Raw genomic sequence first — 20,253 nt, forward strand, 5'->3', positions numbered from 1 at the left:
AATCACATTAACTGTATTTTGTATTTATTGATATAGCTGGCTAGCTTGTATCCTTTGATCAATTTGTTTCACCAACTGCAGATAGCCCTGACTGTCAGGGTTTTGATACCGTCGCTTAAACTGGCTTTCTGTCATCCCTTCAGGTAATTGACTTAAACGAGGAATTAACGCGTCAGCTGTTGTATTGACTATTTTTTGTTGTACGGCTTTGGCTGTTTGCTCATCTTTAGTCGCATAAGCAGCAAACTGAATACCCGCACGATCAGCCGCTAGATCGTAAAAGCTGAACCCTGAGCCATTTTTCGCATCATCCAGCTCTTTCCATAACCCTAGTGTATCTGATACTTCATTACCGGCATATAAAGCAATAGCCGCTGAAAAACTGAAGTGCCTGGCTAAATCTTTACGTCGATGCACATAAAAAATCCGGCGGCGTTCATTTCGCAGCGCTTTATTAGCCAGGTAATCGCCAGTCGGAAATGACGATTGATACAAGGCCAAAGCAGTCAAGATTGCCTGGTTTTGTGCTACTGCAGAAGCCCCTTGTCGTACTTGTTGCCGTGCCTGCTCCGTTAGGTATTGAAACAGCTTCCAAAAATCGGGTAAACGCACCCCTTGCTGTTGAGAGGCAAACACATAAATAGCCGTTAAGTAATAACCAATTTGTTGCTGCTGCTCAGCGCTAAACAATAATTCTCGGCTCTGCTGGTTAATCCCTGATACCACCTTACCTGACTGATATTTCACGACAATTTGCGTAGGTGATACGTTGACTTGTTCAATGGTTTGATAAATTGACAGCAGCTGTTGTGTACGAGGGTGCTGTTGCGCCTGCCCAATTCCCCAATCTGTTACTGTTTGAGGAATAGGAATAGGGCCCACTTTCAGTGCGGTTAGTTTTGGTACCTCTGGTGTTGGCTCAACCTCAAATGATAAGGTTAAGTAGCGACCAAGTACGTTAACAACGCCTTGTAACTGTACCTTATTTTGCAGGTAGTCAGCCTTGATTCCCGTTAAAAATGGAAATAAGCGCTGCACCTTGGCTACCCCATGATTTAATACAGCTGTCGCTTCTGTAGGTAATATTGTTACTTGATATAATTTCTCATTGGCTAAGTAAACAGGTGCGTTTGCCTTAGTTAACTGCTTAATGGTTAATGTGCTGTTTTGATTTGTCGCAAAAGGCGGTGTAGCATCAGTAATGAAAAAACCTGCCACCGCTAAACACACCACTAATAGTATAAGTCTAAAAAACCAGCGCTTCATTCACACTCTCTTTTCAGCCTGCTTACTCATTAAGCCACTCTCTATCTATGCCACTTTATTTCCAAATGAATTAGTTGCTTTCTAGCTGGGCTGTATCCCAACGGGCTCAATCTGTTTTATTCAGCTGGGGGCTTTATTATGTATTGTGCTGTTCACTTGCCCACTGCTGATGTTTGCTCAGTTGCTTGTAGGGGTTATACCCTAATCTTCAATGCCTGAATAGCCATGCCAACTACTGATGAGCAAAATTAATCACAAAGATAGATCATTACAATTAGCTGAAGTTCAACCATTAACAGAAACTATAAATATCTACTTGCTTACAAATTTCGGAATCAAACACAGTTTTGGAGTTAAACACCATGCAGCGTATTACTATTTTTGGTCGTCCTGGTTGCGGTTACTGTCGTCGTGCTAAAGAGCTCTGTGAAATCAAAGCCCTTAACTACAAGTACATTGATATTCATGAAGCAGGTATCAGCCAAGCAGACTTAGAAAAAACGATTGGTAAGCCTGTTGCCACGGTTCCCCAGGTATTTATCGGCCAGCAACATATCGGGGGTTTTACTGAACTTGATGCGCATCTGAAACACCAGGCATCTTCTTCTATAGTTAGCTAACGACTATATTGAATGCCATTGAGGACCTAGCTCATGAAGGTAGGACACGATAGCCTGAACACACGCCGCGAGCTTGTCGTTGGCGATCATAAATACCTTTACTATGACCTTCATGCACTCCATCAAGAAGGGGTTGGCGATGTTAGCCAGTTACCCTTCTCACTCAAAGTACTGCTGGAGAACTTGCTCCGCTTTGAAGATAGCCAATCAGTCACCACAGCTGATATTCAGGCCTTGCTGGGTTGGCTTAGTCAACGCCGAGCCAGTCAAGAGATAGCTTTTCGCCCTGCTCGGGTACTAATGCAAGACTTTACTGGGGTTCCTGCCGTGGTTGACTTAGCTACCATGCGCCAGGCGGTGCAGGCTAAGCAAGGTAACCCCCAGGCCATCAATCCATTGATTCCTGTCGACCTGGTAATTGATCACTCAGTAATGGTCGACCACTTTGGTGATACCTCTGCTTTTCACGACAATGTTGTACTGGAAATGACAAGAAACCAGGAGCGCTACCAGTTCTTAAAGTGGGGGCAACAGGCATTCAGTAACTTTCGTGTTGTTCCTCCTGGCACCGGTATTTGCCACCAAGTCAATTTAGAGTACCTGGCCCAAACGGTTTGGCAATGCAAGGTGGGGCAAGATCATTATGTTTACCCAGATACATTAGTCGGCACTGACAGTCATACCACCATGATTAATGGGCTAGGTGTGTTAGGCTGGGGAGTCGGTGGTATTGAAGCAGAAGCAGCCATGCTGGGGCAGCCTATTTCGATGCTGATTCCTGAAGTGGTGGGGTTTGAATTAACGGGTCAACTTCAAGAAGGGATTACCGCCACTGATTTAGTCTTAACCGTTACTCAGTTGCTTCGCCAAGAAGGTGTGGTTGGCAAGTTTGTAGAATTTTATGGCGCAGGACTTAGTCAGCTGCCACTGGCTGACCGAGCCACCCTTGCTAATATGGCACCCGAATATGGGGCTACTTGTGGTTTTTTCCCTATAGACCAGGAAACCCTTAATTATCTTACACTTAGTGGCCGCCCAGCAGCCACCATTGCACTGGTGGAAGCTTATGCCAAAACCCAGGGGTTATGGCGGACAGATGATATGCCTCCCCCGTTATATAGCAGTCAATTGAGCCTTGACTTAGCCACTGTCGAAGCAAGTCTGGCAGGCCCCAAACGTCCTCAAGACCGCGTTGCTTTAAAACAAGCTGCGCAAACCTTGCAAGCAACATTAGAGCTGGCTGGACGAACGGAGCCCAGCAAAACCAACGTTGCTGACTATCAGTTAACGGATGGTGATGTGGTCATTGCGGCAATTACTTCCTGTACCAATACCTCTAACCCGGCGGTGATGCTAGGAGCAGGACTAGTTGCGAAAAAGGCCCTGGAAAAAGGTATGACCGTCAAGCCTTGGGTAAAAACCTCCTTAGCGCCGGGGTCGAAAGTGGTCAGTGAGTATCTTGCTGCCTCTGGCTTACAAACTGCACTCGATCAGTTAGGCTTTAACTTAGTGGGCTATGGCTGCACCACCTGCATTGGCAACTCAGGCCCCCTACCCGCGCCTATCAGTCAAGCCATTCAACAGGCCGACTTACATGTCTGCTCAATATTATCTGGCAACCGTAATTTCGAAGGCCGCGTACATCCCCAGGTAAAAGCGAATTGGCTGGCTTCACCGCCACTCGTTGTTGCCTATGCGCTAGCAGGCACCTTGCGCATTAATTTAACCACCGACCCAATTGGAGAAGATAGTCAAGGCACCCCCATCTATTTAAAAGATATCTGGCCAACCCAGCATGAAATACAACAGCTACAGACTCATGTATCACAAAGCCTGTTTCAACAGGAATACCAAGCCGTATTTGATGGCACACAAGACTGGCAACAGCTGAGTGCTCCCAAAGGAGACATTTTTAATTGGGATAGCCAGTCTACCTATATTCGCCACCCGCCTTTTTTTGAAGGCCCATATGCAGAGCCTCAACAGTCAGATATAGAAGGAGCCCGTATGCTCGCCTTACTGGGAGACTCAGTCACTACCGACCATATTTCACCTGCTGGGGTCATTAAATCGGATAGCCCTGCTGGAGAATATTTACAAAGCCAGGGTGTTGAGCCCAAAGATTTTAATTCCTACGGCTCTCGTCGGGGCAATCATGAAGTAATGATGCGTGGCACCTTTGCCAATATCCGGATTCGTAATGAAATGGTCCCTGGCATTGAAGGTGGCTATACCCTAGATGTGATTACAGGAGAACAACAACCCATTTACGATGCAGCCATGCGTTATCAGTCTCGGGGCATTCCTTTAGTGGTCATTGCTGGTAAAGAGTATGGAACAGGCTCAAGCCGTGACTGGGCCGCCAAAGGCACCCGCTTATTAGGTGTTAAAGCTGTCATTGCAGAAAGCTTTGAGCGGATTCATCGCTCAAACTTAATTGGAATGGGGGTATTACCACTACAGTTTGAACAAGGTGTCAGCCGAGCCAGCCTGCAACTGACGGGGGAAGAAACTATCAATATTACTGGGATTAAAGCTGGGCTTACCCCTCAACAAATAGTAGCTGTGGTTATTTCGCGCCCAGACCAGTCGATTGAAACCATTAATGTCCGCTGTCGTATTGATACCCTAGATGAACTGCACTATTACCAACAGGGGGGTATTTTACATTATGTGCTGGCTAGGGCCTGTTAACAGCCTGGGTGCTTCTCAGGCTAATGCACTCTTATTGAGTGACTAGAAAAAACGGAGCTATTATAAGACAGTAAAAAACCAAAATAAGCCGTCTTATATCCCTATCGATTATTAGTTAAGTTCGTGATAAGTTAATAACCGGTAACTATAAGCAACTAATTACAGGGCACCACTAATAGAGATGCCATATAACAAGTTGTCACTACCTTTCCTCTTACCCTTGTTTACAAATAATGCCAATACCTGGAAACTGTGAAATGGTGGCATTTTATGACCGCTGTCAAGCAGGTGTATTTGTACTTCAAGCGATTTATAAAAAACACATAAATGGAAATCACTTTCCAGAGGAATAACAACAATGATCCAAAAGTTTTTATCTATTCCAACCAAACGACAACTGACTCGTTGTCGCTGGGGGATTGTCACCTTAACCTTATCTATTACCGCCTGTGCAGCAACACCTCCTGCCAAACAAGCCATAATAGAAGGTGAGCGTAGTGTACCGATTGAAGCTAAAAAAGGCATGGTAGTCACTAGCCATACATTAGCCACCAAAGTTGCCCAGCAGGTGCTGGCTGAAGGAGGTAATGCTATAGACGCTGCGGTTACAGCGGGTTTTGCTTTAGCCGTTACCCAGCCTCGGTCGGGTAATATTGGCGGTGGTGGTTTTATGCTGATTTCCAACGACAAGAAAAAAATGGTGGAAGCCATCGACTACCGGGAAACAGCTCCTTCGGGTGCCAGTGAAAAAATGTTCCAAGACAGTAAAGGTAATGTGGTCACCGACCGTAGTCGCTTCACGCATTTAGCAGCCGGTGTGCCAGGAACGGTCGCGGGATTATTAATGGCCCTTGAACGTCATGGGACTATTTCACGAGAGCGAGCCTTGGCCCCTGCAATCAAGCTAGCAGAAGATGGTTTTATTGTACCTGCTCGCTTTACTAAAGGTACCGTTGAAGCAGCAGCTATGTTGAAAAAATGGCCTGCGACTAAAAAAGCTTTTTATAAAGCCAATGGTACGCCATACCAGCCTGGCGAACGTTTAGTGCAGAAAGATTTAGCCGAAACCTTAAAGCGTATTGCTAAAGAAGGCCGTAAAGGGTTCTATCAAGGCAAAACTGCCGACTTAATTGTGGCTGAAATGAAACGCCATAACGGGTTAATTACCCATAATGACCTAAAAGGTTATCAACCCGAAATCCGTAAGCCAGTACACGGTACCTATCGTGGTTATGATATTTACTCGATGCCGAGCCCCAGCTCAGGAGGTACTCATGTCGTACAAATCCTGAATATTTTAGAGGGATACCCGATTGGCAAATATGGCCATAACTCTGCTAAAACTATCCACTTAATGGCCGAGGCCATGAAGCGGGCTTATGCCGATCGCTCTAAATATTTAGGCGACACTGACTTTGTAAAGGTACCCGTGGCAGGCTTAACGGATAAGAGTTACGCAAAAACGCTACGTGACCAAATTAACCTGAATAAAGCCACCCCTAGTAAAACTATCAGTCCAGGTACGCCTCCTGGTTATGAAAGCAACGAAACCACCCACTTCTCTATTGTTGATCGATTCGGTAATGCAGTAGCCAACACTTATACCATCAACTTCAGTTATGGCTCTGGTATTGTAGTAGATGGCGCCGGCTTCTTACTGAATAACGAAATGGATGATTTCAGTGCTAAACCTGGAGTGCCCAACGCTTATGGGCTAATTGGTGGAGAAGCGAATAAAATTGAGCCAAACAAACGGATGCTGAGCTCCATGTCACCCACTATTGTGAAAAAAGACGGCAAGAATTTTATGGTGACTGGTAGCCCAGGTGGCTCAAGAATTATTACAACTACTTTACAGGTTATTATGAATGTTATTGACCATAACCTGAATATTCTGGCAGCAGTTAGCGCCCCACGAATTCACCATCAATGGTTACCCGATGAAATTCGTATAGAGCAAGGCATCAGTCCAGACACCATTCGGTTACTGGAAGGCATGGAACACAAAGTGAGCCAACAGTCTGCGATGGGAGCCATTCAAAGTATCATGATCAAAAACGGTACTTTCTACGGCGCCCCCGACCCACGTCGAAGTACCTCTAGCGCCATGGGTATTTAATCTATACCCTTCGCGAATGATTTTTAGGGTTTGTTGTCATCGCATCTCACCCCAATCACCTATTACTTATAGGCTCATGGGGCTTCACTGCTCGACGGCCGTCCCTAAAAACCCTACGCTTTGGGTATATATCTTTGCGTTGATACATTAATGTTGAGTTGACAGCCGCTACACTCAGTTAGCGGCTGTCTATATTTAAGGGGTGCTCTATAAGGGTATTCTTAAGAGTGCGTCTAAAAATAGCAATTTTTTTGTGAGAGCAAGACAGCACCGCACGGAAGGCCACAGTGTATAATTAATACATGAGGACCTGAGTACGGAGCTAATGTAGCTATCGCGAAAAAAGGGCATTTTTAGGAGTGCTCGTAATTATAAGCTCCTAAAATAATGATTAATATCTCGCATCCTTTGCGAGTTATAATGTCTTGGCTCAAAGCCATAACCCCCATTTGAATAATTTACTTTAAAAAAGCCCAAGTTGTTTTGCGAATAAACAGGTAATGGCTCTGCGTTAGCCAACTGTGCCTGACATTGGCTTTTAAGTAAATCATGATCAGCTTGAGAGAGGCTAAAATAATGAACCTCTCTGCCCATCAAATTAGTGTCTGTCACCCACTGACCAGAAGCCGTCACCTGGCTTCCACCTTCATTTACTAACCTTTCTAAACGGTCAGCACCTGAGCAAAGGACCGTCGTCCACTCGGCATGAGCCCCCGCTATACCGACACAGGCTAACATCATTGCTATTGTTTTTTTCATTGGCTAGATACTTTCTATTTAATTAGATATTTATGATTTAAGGCCGCTAATTATAAGTCTTACGAGGTATAGTTAAAGACAACAAGTCTAATACCAGTAATATTCTCTAGAAAGCACTGACCTAAATACCATTTGCATCCTTATATATAGCCAAAGCGAATGGCTTTTAGGGGCGGCCGTCGAGTGATGAAGCCCTATGAGTTTATGTTTTTATAAATGATTAGGGTGAAGAGCGATGACAACAAACCCTAAAAATCATTCGCGAAGGATATAGATGGGGTCATATGCGACTGCTTCCAAAGTAAGCAATAAATACTAAAATTAACTCATATATCTTTAAAATAGTGCCTTTGACATAATTATGTTTTTTAATGTTAACATATTAAAATATCGACTCATGTTCACTTTGCCGCTTTCTCTCATCGTGAACTCCAGCTTTGGTGTTTCGTTTGAGCTAAAAACCGGGGCTCAAGACAGTGCACCGAAATATTTTATGAACAATGGTGTCATGACAGGGCTATGTGTTGAAATCATGCAGGCGATTTCAAAAGAAAATTCGAATATCAAATTTTCTGGTTATAACAAATTCTTTCCATTCAAACGAATAAAGCTCAATATGAAAAAAGGAGCCTTTGATATATTTCTTGGTTTTTCTAGAAATCCTGAACGAGAAAAAATTTATCATTTTGTCGATACACCTTTGTATTCTGTGAAATACATTATGGCCGTAAAAAGCAATGACAATATTAATATACAAAACTTTGAGGATATTAGAAGCTTAGGTAAAAACGGTGCCATCCTTACTCTATTTGGCACAGCTGACGTTAGATTTTTAAAATCACAGGGAGGGCTGACTATTGATGATGGTGGTTTTAATCTCTCGTCACAGTTTGTCAAGCTGTTAGCTAATAGAGGAAGACTTATTTACTATCATAATATTGGATTAGCATACAGTATAAAGAAAGAAGGTTATACTAATAAAATTAAAATGCTACCTAGTGTTTTTAAAACAGCCTACCACTATGCTGCCTTCTCAAAAAAATCACCTTTGAATCATGTAACTGCATTTGAAGAAACATTGAAAAAAATACAGTCAAATGGTGTTTTAGATGAAATATATAATCGATATACATCTAATTAGCCCCCATTTAACAGCATTCAATTAATGAAGACTAATACATCACAAAAAAGCACAATACCAAATAAACAATTACAATAGCTTTTCTAATCCAAAACTCTAGAAAACACTTACAAGAAATCACCCATCAGTTATTAAAAAACCTACCCTGTCGAAATTCTGTAAAATACAAGTCATATTTTCCGCTCTTCTTCAGTGCAGCTAACCCCTTATTGAACTGAACCATAATATTCCTATTTTTTTCAGCTTTCTTATTTAATAACAAAAAATTTGGCTCACTCATAAGCGGTTTAGGGTGATAAGTAATATTGACTACTTCTGTTGGCCGATATTTTGTCTGCATAAGATAAAAGCAAATATTCAGTTCCAATGGAAAAGTGTCAATTCTTCTCATCAATAGCATTTTAATATTCTGACTCTCAGTGGCTACTCTTTCAACCAGTAAATCACCCGCTTTTTCTGCAGCATCAAATGATGGCGTAAAACTATTGCCTATCATTGCTCTAATTCGATAAGACTTTAGATCATCTATACGTTGCCAATTAAAATCAACTTCTTTTAGATGAAAAAACACCCACTTAGTGTAATAAATTGGATCGCTATAATAAAAATATTTTTCACGCTCCTTTCTTTTAGCCCAACCAACTGCCCCATCCCACGAACCGTTTTTAGCAAACTCTAACCCTCTCTTCCAAGGAAAAAAAACCAAAATGCACTTTAATACTTTGTTCAGCAAAAGCATCTTCTATAACTTTAGATACAATGCCAAAGTATTTAAGTTCTTTTGAAAAATAAGGAGGCCACTCACCATTAGTTAATCTAACCACGTGGTCTGCAGCTATAACAATACCACTACTCAATGCAAATGCTATAAAAAAAGTATTGGATATGCTATTTTCATGAAGGCTATATGGTATAGTTGATTTACTGAAATTATAGCAATATTAAGAATTAACTTCCAAATACACCAGCTTAGTCTGGCCAACTACCGAAAGAATAATACTTATCTTTTATCTTTGCTAGCTTTTCTGAGTTTCTTATCTTTTCAACTGTATCCCATATTTTTTCAGAGAAATCAGGATGCTTTGCATAAAGCTGGTGGGATAATATTAAAAAATAAGGTTTAGTCTTTAGCGGTGGAGACAGTTGTTTAATATTATCATGCTTTCTCACATACACTTGTCCAACATTTTCATGAACAGCTAAAGCCGACAGTCGATTATTTAACAACATAATAAAACCTGACTCTGGGTCATCAACTTCTGTCGTTTTAATACCTAAATTATTTAAATCTGCTACTATTGAAAAGCCTCGTTGAGCACCGACTGATAAGTTACTTTTATTTTCTAAAATATTTCCATCCCAACGTACTGGTGCCCCTTCTATCGAATAAAGAAAGTAACTCGAAGTATTAAATCTTCTTCCAATATCCAAGTGACCGGATTTTTTAGGATAACGACCACTTTTTTCTCGTTCTGGTTTATAACTAGCTGATGTCACAGCATTTACACGCCCTTCTTGCAAACTGGCTAAACAACGCTTCCAAGGCATTCTAACAATATTGATATTGACTCCTAAGTCAGCTTCTATTTCTCGAATAAACTCAATAAAAAAACCTGGGTGCTCTCCTGTATAATGGCTTGCGGCCTTTCTATAAATGGGAAAACTGCCTGAGTCTTCTATAGCAAGAACAATCGTTTCAAGCGTTCCAGCAGTAGTAAAAGATAATTGAGTAAACAATACAAAAGTTATTACAAATAGCAATAAGCGCATAATTACCTCTAACACTTAGCAGTAATTACATAATAGTCACTCCAACGGACATAACATAAGAATGAGACTTTCTGCCAATATAAGCAAAAAAACCAGGTTCACAAGGGGCATTATCAATTATCATAATATGTTTGCTATAGTTATAATCAGTCAGTTTAGGCACACATACCCATTGCGAAGGGTATAACATGATAAGAGCCATAATATTTCTATTATTATATAACTATCTTATTCCTATCACAGCCAGCAACAACACCTTAATAATCACACAAGTCACCGATGACAGTCCTCTTACCAATACAGCAAAAGATATCATTCATACGGCTTATAAAAAATTAGGTATCAACATCCATTTCTTAAGACTGCCAGCCGAAAGATCTTTAGTATTAACTAACCAATCAGTCACCGATGGCGAGCTGTTTCGCATTGACAATATCAATTTAGCATACCCCAACTTGATTAAAGTACCGACACCCTATCTTGTTGCTGAGCACATGGCATTTAGTAAAACAAAACAGTTTACTGTCAAAGGCTGGGAAAGTGTAAAGCCTTACCGTATTTGCTTTAGAATAGGTTATAAAGTAGCAGAACATAATACTCGAGGCTTTAATATTGTCTTGGTAAATACTAATCAGCAAGCACTTCATATGTTGAATTCTAATCGAGTCGATATTGCAATTCTCAATCGATTAATAGGATTAAATTCTATCCAATCGCTAGGATTCCAAGATATAAAAATGCTTACACCACCACTTCAAACAACTCCCTTATTCCACTATTTACATAAAAAACATGAAAAACTGGCACCTGCAGTAAACTGTGCAGTTAGGGAAGTAAAAAATATAAAACTATCAGATTATTGCATTGATGTGCTCAATAAATTTAACCATTAAAATAACATTTGCTTTGGCTATATAAGAAGTAAAGCCAAGTACATTTTTTCATTCTACTTTCTCCTAAAGTACTTTATTATCAATATAATAATATCAAGAATGAATTACCAAACACTCGCTCAAGCTGAAACCCGAGTATAAAAATCGAATTGTATGACAAATACACCTACTCGCCAATACGCTATGTAAAGAAACGTAAATATTTTTGATTACAAATAGTCTATCAATCACTATATATAGTAAATGGACTAATTACCCTATAATTTCATGAAAATAAAAAATACACCCTTATCAGCTAATACCTTAAATTCAACATCTAACCAACAAGCACGACCTAGTAACAAACCAAGTTATCACAACCAGCGTACAATAAAGCTGCTTAGCCAACATAACAGTACTTTTTGTGAGTCAGTATTTAGAGAGGGATTTCACTACCAAAGCCGTCACCTTAAACTACTAAAAAAAGAAATAAAAATACTACAAAATAAATACTCTGACCAGCAAAGAGTACGCACTGAGTCAGCGCTTGCATTATGGGTTAAACAGCATCCAAAAGAAGTAAGCACTAGAGGGCAGTTCATTAATCAGCTTCAATATGAACTTAGAGAGCATAAAATACATATGGCTCAATCGTTTATTGAAGAAAGAAGGAAAGGTAATTTCAAGCCACAACACTCTCCACGAGCCAACCAAGTAAATTCATATAAAGCGAAAGAAAAAATATCGTTAGATGCCTTTGGCTACCTCAATGCTTTTACAACAGAAAAACTAGGCATCAACCTAATCACTCATCAGCGAACAGCTGAAGAGATAAAAAAACAGGGAATTGAACGAAGAAAAACTCATGACAAGCTTGTTCAACAGATTAAAAACAAATACAACATTAATAATTAATTTTCTTAGTGTATTCTTTTTTATTCACAAAGAAAGTCTATCCTTAAAAACAAAAAAAGCAATTTACTAACAAGCACCGCTATAAAGAGCATCTCTTCAAACTACTTTAGATGATTTAGGATAGATTACAAAGTAGCAGAATATAATATTAATCTACTTTTTGATTATATACCCAATGCGAAGGGTTTTTAGGTGAGGCCATCAAGTGACGAAGTTCCATGAGCCTATATTAATAGGTGATTGGGGTGAGGAGCGATGATAACAAAACCTAAAAATGATTCGCGACGGGTATACCTTTCACAAAGTTTTTTTAGGGTATAATTTACTGAAATGACTTCGCGCATGATTAATCTCTATCGATTGAATTTGAAACCTTGACTGCCATTGGCAACTTTTCACATCATCACCCAACTCATCTAGAATAGATGTAGACAAATTAGGCGTTAACGGATAAAAAGCAATAGCGAGTTGTCTTATAAGGTTTGAGGTAACTAAACAAGTCTCTGCTACCTCATTCCGATCTTTTCCTTTATTTATTTCCCAAGGTGTACGCTTATGGAAGTAATGATTACAACTATCCAGAAGGCCTTTTAGTAGTAGAGTGACTTGATAAAATTCATAAGCTTTATATTGATCAAATATTTTTTTAAGTATCTGGCCGCAGTGGTTTATTATAAACTGACTGGTGTTTGATAAAGTCTGCTGATTGATAATACTGCTATCAATCACGCCAGAGAAGTACTTTATGACTAAAGTATGATTCCTCTTAACTAAATTAGCAAAGCTATGAGCTAAGTCAGCATTAATCAAGTCCTTCAATTCATCAATAACAATATTGCCGTCTCTCGCTAGAGGTTTTTGTCGAAGTAACGCATACCGTAAACCATCTTTGGTTAATTGGTCAGTTAAGTCGGTAGGGCTGACTAAGGTCTCTGGATTAGACTTTGATATTTTTTCGCCATTTATTGTCCACCACCCATGAATAACCAGCCGCTTAGGCAAGGGTAAGTTAGCAGCTAATAAGAAAATAGGCCAATACACAGCGTGAAACTTAAGAATATCTTTACCAATAATGTGAGTTGTTTTTTGCAAGTCATCCTGATTGAAGCCAGCCCGTTGCAAAGCAGTAAGGTAGCTAAATAATGCATCAATCCACACATAAATAGTATGCTTGGGATTGTGAGGAACGTTAATACCCCATTCATTGTTAACTCGTGAGACAGATAGATCCTCCAGTGGACCTTGCTGCAAATAGTCAAGAATTGAGTGGCTGTAGTGATTGGGTGTTATAAAATTAGGATAGCGTTGATAATGTTCAATTAATTGCTGTCGATATGATTCTAGTTTAAACAAGTAGGTTTCTTCACTAGTGTTGTGAGTTGGGGCCTTATGAATAGGACAACAGCCATCTTCTAACTCATAGGAACTATAAAACTGCTCGCAACCTATACAATAGTTACCTTGGTAGAAACCTAAGTAAATATCACCATTTTGAAACAGTGTCCGCCAAACAGCTTGAATAATTTTGTAATGAAAGCACTCTGTTGTTCGAACAAAAATATTGGGTTGAATATTCAGTTGAGGCCATAGCGTCTGAAATGCTTTTGCTCTATCATTAACAAACTGACTAACATTCACTTCGTGGGCTCTTGCTGTATCAGCAATTTTTTGCCCATGTTCATCTGTTCCTGTAATTAATAAACTATCACCCTTATTAGCAAGCGAATGAAACCGTTTGGCTACATCAGCAATATAACCACTGTAAGCATGACCCAGGTGAGGGTTACCGTTTGCATAAAAGATCGGGGTAGTAATAATGTCTGTCATCTTTAAATCTCCACTAGTCAAATGGTTTCATATTGACTGAAATGAAGAGTTAAAAAAGACCTTGCTATACCCATTCCAGTCAAATCAGTGTGTGAAGGAATGGGTAATGCCAAAATGGAAAATTATAAAAAGAGGCAGCCCATCCCCCACAACATTCGTTGTGTAGACATAGGCATCATCATGGGTATTACAGTTTTTGATAAAGTAGTCATACTTAACACGATAACACAAGTAAATCTAAAGGGCACCTCTAATAACTGTTTATGGCCTCTGCGCAAGCTGATGGGGCCTTGCACAAGGTGGCTTCCTACTCTGCAAGCAGTGCTTTAGGCCGCGTTATGCAATCTGATAACCAAGTTGGTGCTATTGAATTTTTATTGTCTGCAATACGCAATGCAGTATTGGAAGTTAATGGAGGTTACTTACTCTGGTGAGTCAGTTTGGCCACGCCACTTCTTAAGTGTTTTTTTAGCCTTTTCTACATGCTCATCTTTTATATGAGCCGCAACGGTCGCTAAAGCAGCAGCTAAAACACCCAAGTCATCAGTAAAACCAAATGCCGGTATTATATCTGGAATAGAGTCTAGGGGAGAAATAAAATACCCCAAAGCTCCGACGATGACTGCCCTCGCCCAGGCTGGAGTGTCTGAATCAATCAAGGCATAGTACATTTTTAAAGCAGGCTCCAAAACAGATTCACCAGCCTTTTTTGCATATTTTTTTACCTTACTCCAAAACTTATCTTCAGAATATTTTTTTTCATACTTTTTGGGTAAACGTTCAATTTCGTACATTATTATACCCTTCTGCTTTGGCTATATCCCCTGAATGATGTTTTCTTTGGTCATAACAAGGGCAATAAACGTTGCTTTATACCACTCACCCGCTTACGGTTTTGATCAAGATCACTATACCCTACCCTTGAAGCTGAGCGGATATGTATCAATTTGTTTGTTTCATCTAACCTAACCTCTAAATCATCAACGAAGCCAAAAATATTTGATGTAAAAGTTGCTGCAACATAATGCTCCTGCTGACTAACAACCGTACCACCAGACTTTTCAATAACCGATATGATCACTGCTACAATATCTTTAGACGGCAGAGTTGATAGGGTTAGCGGTTCAATAAAATGAGTAGTATCTTCTTTAAACTCACTGTTGACACAATTAGGCTTAGCGGGACATTTAGCCAGCATAGCATTGACAAGACCACTCGGCTGCCCCGATTTGGATTGATACCCTAAATAGGCAAAATAGAAAAGCACAATACCTGTCAGAATGATTAATAGCAAAAACCCAACTAACAGAATTTTTTTTAGCATTTTTTGATCATCACTGTTTTCCCTCCCCAAACCCAATTTATATATACCAAGCTAGTTACTAACAGTTTCAATCTTTTTATAAAAACCATTTAACTCCTTGGGACTTCTTATATAATGTATTACTTTAGTTTTTTCGTATTTTTTTAAAATACTTAATATATAAGGTCGAGTATACTTGTGGACGTGCCAAATAATCCGCATGATATACGGAAGCTTTGTGACCGTCTGACAGTCTTTGGCCCAGCCATTAGGCATTGTATAAAAAGACTTAATACTTCTTTTGATTGCCCAAAGCATATGGGTAACTATAGAAAAGTCTATATAAATAATAGTATTTGAAGCTAAGAATCTACTCTCAATTGATGAGTCATAACCAAGTCCTTCAATAATCCAGCTATCACCTGCAATCAAAGATTGATGCTTGCTGCAAAACTCGCTTTCTGATATTGCTTCCCAGTTTGGTAACCAAATAATTTGATCAAGATGATAAACGGGTAATTTCAGTTGTTTACCCAGCGCTTTTGCTAGCGAGGATTTACCGGCTCCGCCATTTCCTATGATTGTGATTTTTTTCATTTTACGTTAGATCACTTCAGTAAACTTATAACAACGCTGACAGTAATGTGGCAATCCCCAAAAATGACATAAAACCGGCAATATCTGTAATTGTGGTTAGAATAATCGACGATGACTGGGCTGGGTCTTGACCCAGTTTGGTTAATACAATAGGGACAACGGCTCCTGCCATGCCTGCCATTACCATGGAAATCACCATCGCAATAGCAATCACAAGTGAGAGGCCAAAGCTTGTGCTCCAAATATACACACCAATTGCGGTGGTTAAGGCAATAGCAACACCATTTACCATCCCAATATTAATCTCTTTAAATAACACCCTTAACCAGTTTCTGACGGTAATTTCCTTTAAGGCTAACCCTCTAATAGTGACTGCTTGTGCCTGGGCGCCGGCATTACCTGACTGCCCTGCGACGACAGGAAGCAATACAGCCAGTGCTGTAAACTTGGCAATGGTATCTTCAAATAAAGCAACCACTGATGCAGCAGCAAAGGCAGTCACCAAGTTGATTTCCATCCAGGGTAGACGTTTCTTAATCGCAAACCAGGCTTTGGATAAAGCACGCTCCTCTCTACTCACCCCCACCATAGCTTGGATATCAGTTAATGAGTTATCTTGTAAAGTTCGTAATAATGACGGGTGTTGAATCGCGCCTAATAATTTCCCATTAATATCAACGACAGGTAAAGTATCCAGCTTAAACTGAGTTAATTTGTCTGCAACTTCATCTAAGGAGTCAAAAGGTGATATTAATGCCCTCGGTGGCAACGCCAGTTGTTGTAATTTTTCATCGCCTTCACTGAGAGCTAAGGCAGTAATATCAACGATGCCTTGCAACTGCTGATCAGCATCCACAATAAACACTTTTCTAATCGGCTTATGTTTTTGTTTCCGTAGTAAGCGTAGTGCATCATCTGCCGTATTATCGGGTAACAACCGAATAACTCTCGGGTCTAGCATTTGCCCTGCAGTACGCTCAGGATATTCAAGCAGCCTTTGTAAATCGTTTGCGTAATCTTCCGGTAAGTTATCCAAACATTGTGTTTTATCTTCTTTCGATAAGCGATTCAGCGTTTGCGCACAATCAGGTGTATCCATTGCCAATAATAAATTTTTTTGAGCACGGTTTTCCAGCAAAGGCAATAATTGATCAGCAATATGAGGCGGGAAAAAACTCCAAATACGAATTAACGTAGCCGTTGACTGCTCAGCTAATAGTAAAGCGATTTCTTCAAGTGGATAAGCTTCTAAGACATTTGCAGCTTCTTTAGGGTATTCTAGAAGAAACTGTTGACTTAATCGATTAATGGCTATGCTATCACCATTACTGGCTCCTGAAAGGCTAGCGCTGGTCATCTTGTCCTCCTCTCGAATTTAAATCCCATGCATCACGCAACGTTTGCCAAACACCAGTGATACTATCTGAAAGTAATTGCCCAAGACTGTCGCTTAATTGAGGAGCTTCCATCACTTTTTCAGGTAGATTTTTTAATTGCTCAATAGCTTGATTCAAGGCGCCATAATTTAATACACCAATAAACTCATCATGTCGATTAACCACAGGCATCACAATTGAATACCTCCAGTCAGGATGTTTTTGCGCCTGACTCAACTGCAACCGAGAACGCAGAGATTCAGGCTTAGCCTCCATTAACTCACTTAGCTTTTTAGCTTCATCAACCTGCCCCATCACATCAGTTGCAGCGATAACCCCCACCAGTTTTTGCCGTCGATCTAAAATAAACAATCGGTGCTGAATGGTGCCTTGAAACGACTTTAGCTGTTGGTATGCTTCTGCTACGGTAATATTATTTCTTAATGTTAATACCTGAGGGGTAATCCAAGCCCCTACCACACTTGTCGGATATGCTAATAACACTTGAATAGCCTGGGCTTTTAACTTAGGCATTTGATGCAAAATCGCTTTGGTTTTGGTTCGAGAAAGCCCTTTTAATAACGTCGCAGCATGGGTAGCCGATAGTTGTGTCACTAACTTCGCAGCAGTGGTATGATCTAACTGGTCTAAACAAGCAATGCTTTTGGCACTGGTCAGCTGTACCAGCGTAGCAGCACCTGCCGAGGTAGGTGCAAGTTTCAGTAAATCCACAATAACAGTTTCTGACATGGTTTCTAATATTTTTGCAGCCGCTTCAGGAGACCTTTCCAGATAAGTTAATGCAAGCTTTTGTTTACTCTCCATTGATAGCCTCCTCACGCTCATCTTGACCACTTTGCACTTCTTTAATACGTTTTAAGCAAGGCTCTTCGGTAAAAAATTTAGCAGGAATGTGCAACTCACCCTGCTCAGTTTCAATGACCACCGCATGGGGGGTAATTTCGACAATTCGACCACCATAATCTCCTACCTGGATAGTTTCACCTTCCTGGTAATGCCGTTGTACATAGCGCGCACTAATAAAATTACTGACATGTCGTGGCGTTGCCAAACCAAACCCCAGGGCAAAAGCCCCTAAAACTGCGGCTAAAGCAACGGTAGCCATATTCACCACAAAGGTAACATCGATCCCTACCTGGCCTGCACCAATTAAAATGGCACTACCAGCTAAAAACACTTGGGCAATTCGTCCAAGTAGCTCACTGTGACGAAGGTTCGCCGCAATAGCCGCACTGGTGGCTAAGTCTTTTGCCATTTCTCCAAAAATAAAGCCACCCAGTATGATGACAATACCCGCGACTAATGTGGGTAAGTAAGCTAAAAAGGCATCAATCCATTTAGTAAAAATTTCTATACCCAAAACATTGGTTGCCAATCCTATAAACACTATTAGGGTGACCCAATACACCAGAAGGGGTACAAAGCGACTGCTAGCAGGCTGCAACTGTTGAATATAGCCTGCCCCCTGTTTCGAAAAGCGATGTAACAACCGACTAGTACTGTCAATTAAACGGCTGCTGAAGTCCTTCAAAAAACGAGCAACAAAAAATCCAAATAGCAGTAATAAAAGTGCTGCAATAAACCGCGTAATTGATTGACTCACTTGGGTGAGAAATTCTGGTGTAATAAAAAAGTTAGAAAGCCAAGGAGATGAGTCCATTAGTCGTCCTTATAAAATTTTTATATTATTGCACTATTGTTATAGCACAATCCAACTTCTCCCTTTTTCAAAGAGGGCATCGTGAAAGACTCATTAACAATGAGTAGCATAATAATAGTGTACGATATCAGATAGGAAGTTTGTGTTTTGGTAGGAATGTTTAGCGATATAATGCCGATTATACCGCTAAAAACTATGAGTGCTATTAATTATTAGTTAATACTAGCTTTTTGATGCATCAGTCTCAGTGAGAGTAGTCCCTTCTTCATCTGACTGAGAAGTTTCCACTTTTTCAGGTGGCTGCTTTGATGAGGCTTGTCCTTCAGTTGCCGTTTGAGTATCAGTAGCCTTTTTTGATTCAGCAACGGCTTTATCTGAGTGCTCCACTTGTAATGCCAGCTGTGACAAACCAACTTGGGTGATACGTTCATAGTCGTATTTGCTGATAGTAAAGGCCTGCTCAACGTCACTACGCTTAATGAAGTATGTATCATCAACAGCAGTCAACTGATAAGACAGTTTACCTTTATCATTGACAACCTCAATGGCTCCGAGCTTACTGTCAGCACCAGCATGAGGTTGCTTATCTGCTACACCTTGCACCTGTAAGTTAGCCAAGGCTGTGGCTAGCTGTTGGGCTTTTACCATATCCAGTTTTGTAGCATTAGCTGCATTGGATGATGATTGTTTACTTTCACTCAAAACCCAACTGTCGTCTGACTTCTCCAAACGGTAGTCAGTACCTTCGATCGACTTGATATTATCCACACTTCCTGCTGCCAACAATGATTTATTCAGCCAATCGTTCCCTTTTACAGGGAGCTCATAACTGTTTAACTGAGCTGTATAAACAGCATCATCTTCCGGCTTACGGATATGCGCCTTGCGGAAACCAGGCGAAGTACCAACCAATACACTCCCTACCAGCTTATCATCTTGATAAAGCTGCACTTGTCGTTGAAATTTATCTTCAGATACGTCAAAGCGTTCGTGACTGGAAGTAGTCGTTGCTACTGGCCAACCTGTTTGAATGCTTTCCAGTTTAGCTAATACATCCGTTAATTTATCATGATTCGCTGGTAAGTTAGCTAACTCTGGTAACACCCAATGATCACCAGACTTACTCATCGTTACACGATTATCGCTATCACTAACGATCACCTTAGTCACATCCGCCAGGTTAAAGCCAAACAACGGTTGTTGTATGTTTTGTTGCTGCTGGTGTTCACTGCGCCAAAAAAGCCCTACAACCAACACCAGCTGGATAGCTAGCAGGCCAGTTAACCAGGTTTTTAATTTTGCCATTTTAACCT

Annotated in this window: 19 protein-coding genes; 7 read left to right on the forward strand and 12 right to left on the reverse strand. The window is 40.5% G+C overall.

Annotated features, from left to right (window positions below; translation table 11 throughout):
- Positions 1-24: 24 nt before the first annotated feature.
- Complete coding sequence (locus tag ORQ98_RS21885) at positions 25-1,266, reverse strand: YfiM family lipoprotein (RefSeq protein ID WP_274690961.1); 1,242 nt, start codon at positions 1,264-1,266, stop codon at positions 25-27.
- A gap of 362 nt (positions 1,267-1,628) precedes the next feature.
- Here ORQ98_RS21885 and ORQ98_RS21890 point away from each other — a divergent pair, with 362 nt between their 5' ends.
- The 3 genes from ORQ98_RS21890 (at position 1,629) to ggt (ending at position 6,699) form a co-directional block, all read left to right on the forward strand.
- Entirely contained in the window at positions 1,629-1,886 is a 258-nt protein-coding gene (locus ORQ98_RS21890; protein WP_274690962.1) for a GrxA family glutaredoxin, read from the forward strand.
- Positions 1,887-1,919: 33 nt separating this feature from the next.
- Entirely contained in the window at positions 1,920-4,580 is a 2,661-nt protein-coding gene (acnA, locus tag ORQ98_RS21895; protein WP_274690963.1) for an aconitate hydratase AcnA, read from the forward strand.
- Positions 4,581-4,938: 358 nt separating this feature from the next.
- Positions 4,939-6,699, forward strand: a complete 1,761-nt coding sequence (gene ggt / locus ORQ98_RS21900; RefSeq protein WP_274690964.1) for a gamma-glutamyltransferase — start codon at positions 4,939-4,941, stop codon at positions 6,697-6,699.
- Between the two features lie 369 nt (positions 6,700-7,068).
- Here ggt and ORQ98_RS21905 read toward each other — a convergent pair whose 3' ends face one another.
- On the reverse strand, positions 7,069-7,458 hold the full coding sequence (locus ORQ98_RS21905) for a hypothetical protein (protein WP_274690965.1): 390 nt from the start codon (positions 7,456-7,458) through the stop codon (positions 7,069-7,071).
- Between the two features lie 397 nt (positions 7,459-7,855).
- On the opposite strand from ORQ98_RS21905, the gene ORQ98_RS21910 reads away from it, so the two are divergent.
- A complete protein-coding gene (locus tag ORQ98_RS21910) occupies positions 7,856-8,599 on the forward strand; it encodes a substrate-binding periplasmic protein (RefSeq protein ID WP_274690966.1) in 744 nt (247 codons plus the stop codon).
- A gap of 124 nt (positions 8,600-8,723) precedes the next feature.
- On the opposite strand, the gene ORQ98_RS21915 is transcribed toward ORQ98_RS21910, so the two are convergent.
- A complete protein-coding gene (locus ORQ98_RS21915; RefSeq protein WP_274690967.1) occupies positions 8,724-9,305 on the reverse strand; it encodes a substrate-binding periplasmic protein in 582 nt (193 codons plus the stop codon).
- A gap of 263 nt (positions 9,306-9,568) precedes the next feature.
- A complete protein-coding gene (locus ORQ98_RS21920) occupies positions 9,569-10,369 on the reverse strand; it encodes a substrate-binding periplasmic protein (RefSeq protein WP_274690968.1) in 801 nt (266 codons plus the stop codon).
- Between the two features lie 188 nt (positions 10,370-10,557).
- On the opposite strand from ORQ98_RS21920, the gene ORQ98_RS21925 reads away from it, so the two are divergent.
- Positions 10,558-11,262 (forward strand): substrate-binding periplasmic protein, encoded by a 705-nt coding sequence (locus ORQ98_RS21925; protein ID WP_274690969.1) that lies wholly within the window; start codon positions 10,558-10,560, stop codon positions 11,260-11,262.
- A 267-nt stretch (positions 11,263-11,529) separates the two neighbouring features.
- Positions 11,530-12,156, forward strand: coding sequence for a hypothetical protein (locus ORQ98_RS21930; protein WP_274690970.1), 627 nt, complete (start codon positions 11,530-11,532; stop codon positions 12,154-12,156).
- A gap of 297 nt (positions 12,157-12,453) precedes the next feature.
- Here the strand turns inward: ORQ98_RS21930 and metG are convergent, their stop codons facing one another.
- Positions 12,454-13,983 carry a methionine--tRNA ligase gene (gene metG / locus ORQ98_RS21935; RefSeq protein WP_274690971.1) on the reverse strand — a complete coding sequence of 510 codons (1,530 nt, stop codon included), beginning with the start codon at positions 13,981-13,983 and terminating at the stop codon, positions 12,454-12,456.
- A 263-nt stretch (positions 13,984-14,246) separates the two neighbouring features.
- Between metG and ORQ98_RS21940 the strand changes: the two genes are divergently transcribed.
- On the forward strand, positions 14,247-14,417 hold the full coding sequence (locus ORQ98_RS21940) for a hypothetical protein (RefSeq protein ID WP_274690972.1): 171 nt from the start codon (positions 14,247-14,249) through the stop codon (positions 14,415-14,417).
- On the opposite strand, the gene ORQ98_RS21945 is transcribed toward ORQ98_RS21940, so the two are convergent.
- From ORQ98_RS21945 to ORQ98_RS21975, 7 genes are all read right to left on the reverse strand, one after another.
- Complete coding sequence (locus ORQ98_RS21945) at positions 14,406-14,777, reverse strand: YkvA family protein (protein ID WP_274690973.1); 372 nt, start codon at positions 14,775-14,777, stop codon at positions 14,406-14,408. The genes ORQ98_RS21940 and ORQ98_RS21945 overlap by 12 nt on opposite strands.
- 50 nt (positions 14,778-14,827) lie before the next feature.
- Positions 14,828-15,307, reverse strand: a complete 480-nt coding sequence (locus ORQ98_RS21950) for a DUF1499 domain-containing protein (protein ID WP_274690974.1) — start codon at positions 15,305-15,307, stop codon at positions 14,828-14,830.
- A 51-nt stretch (positions 15,308-15,358) separates the two neighbouring features.
- Entirely contained in the window at positions 15,359-15,883 is a 525-nt protein-coding gene (locus ORQ98_RS21955; RefSeq protein ID WP_274690975.1) for a P-loop NTPase family protein, read from the reverse strand.
- A 25-nt stretch (positions 15,884-15,908) separates the two neighbouring features.
- The gene (mgtE, locus tag ORQ98_RS21960) at positions 15,909-17,240 is read right to left on the reverse strand and encodes a magnesium transporter (protein WP_274690976.1); all 1,332 of its coding nucleotides are present in this window, start codon (positions 17,238-17,240) and stop codon (positions 15,909-15,911) included.
- The gene (locus ORQ98_RS21965; protein ID WP_274690977.1) at positions 17,227-18,084 is read right to left on the reverse strand and encodes a magnesium transporter MgtE N-terminal domain-containing protein; all 858 of its coding nucleotides are present in this window, start codon (positions 18,082-18,084) and stop codon (positions 17,227-17,229) included. Before ORQ98_RS21965 ends, mgtE begins: the two co-directional genes overlap by 14 nt.
- Positions 18,074-18,940, reverse strand: coding sequence for a mechanosensitive ion channel family protein (locus ORQ98_RS21970; protein WP_274690978.1), 867 nt, complete (start codon positions 18,938-18,940; stop codon positions 18,074-18,076). The genes ORQ98_RS21965 and ORQ98_RS21970 overlap by 11 nt, the downstream gene beginning before the upstream one ends.
- Positions 18,941-19,162: 222 nt before the next feature.
- Positions 19,163-20,245, reverse strand: coding sequence for a DUF4340 domain-containing protein (locus tag ORQ98_RS21975; RefSeq protein ID WP_274690979.1), 1,083 nt, complete (start codon positions 20,243-20,245; stop codon positions 19,163-19,165).
- Between the last annotated feature and the right edge of the window lie 8 nt (positions 20,246-20,253).

Source organism: Spartinivicinus poritis, from assembly GCF_028858535.1.
GTDB lineage: Bacteria > Pseudomonadota > Gammaproteobacteria > Pseudomonadales > Zooshikellaceae > Spartinivicinus > Spartinivicinus poritis.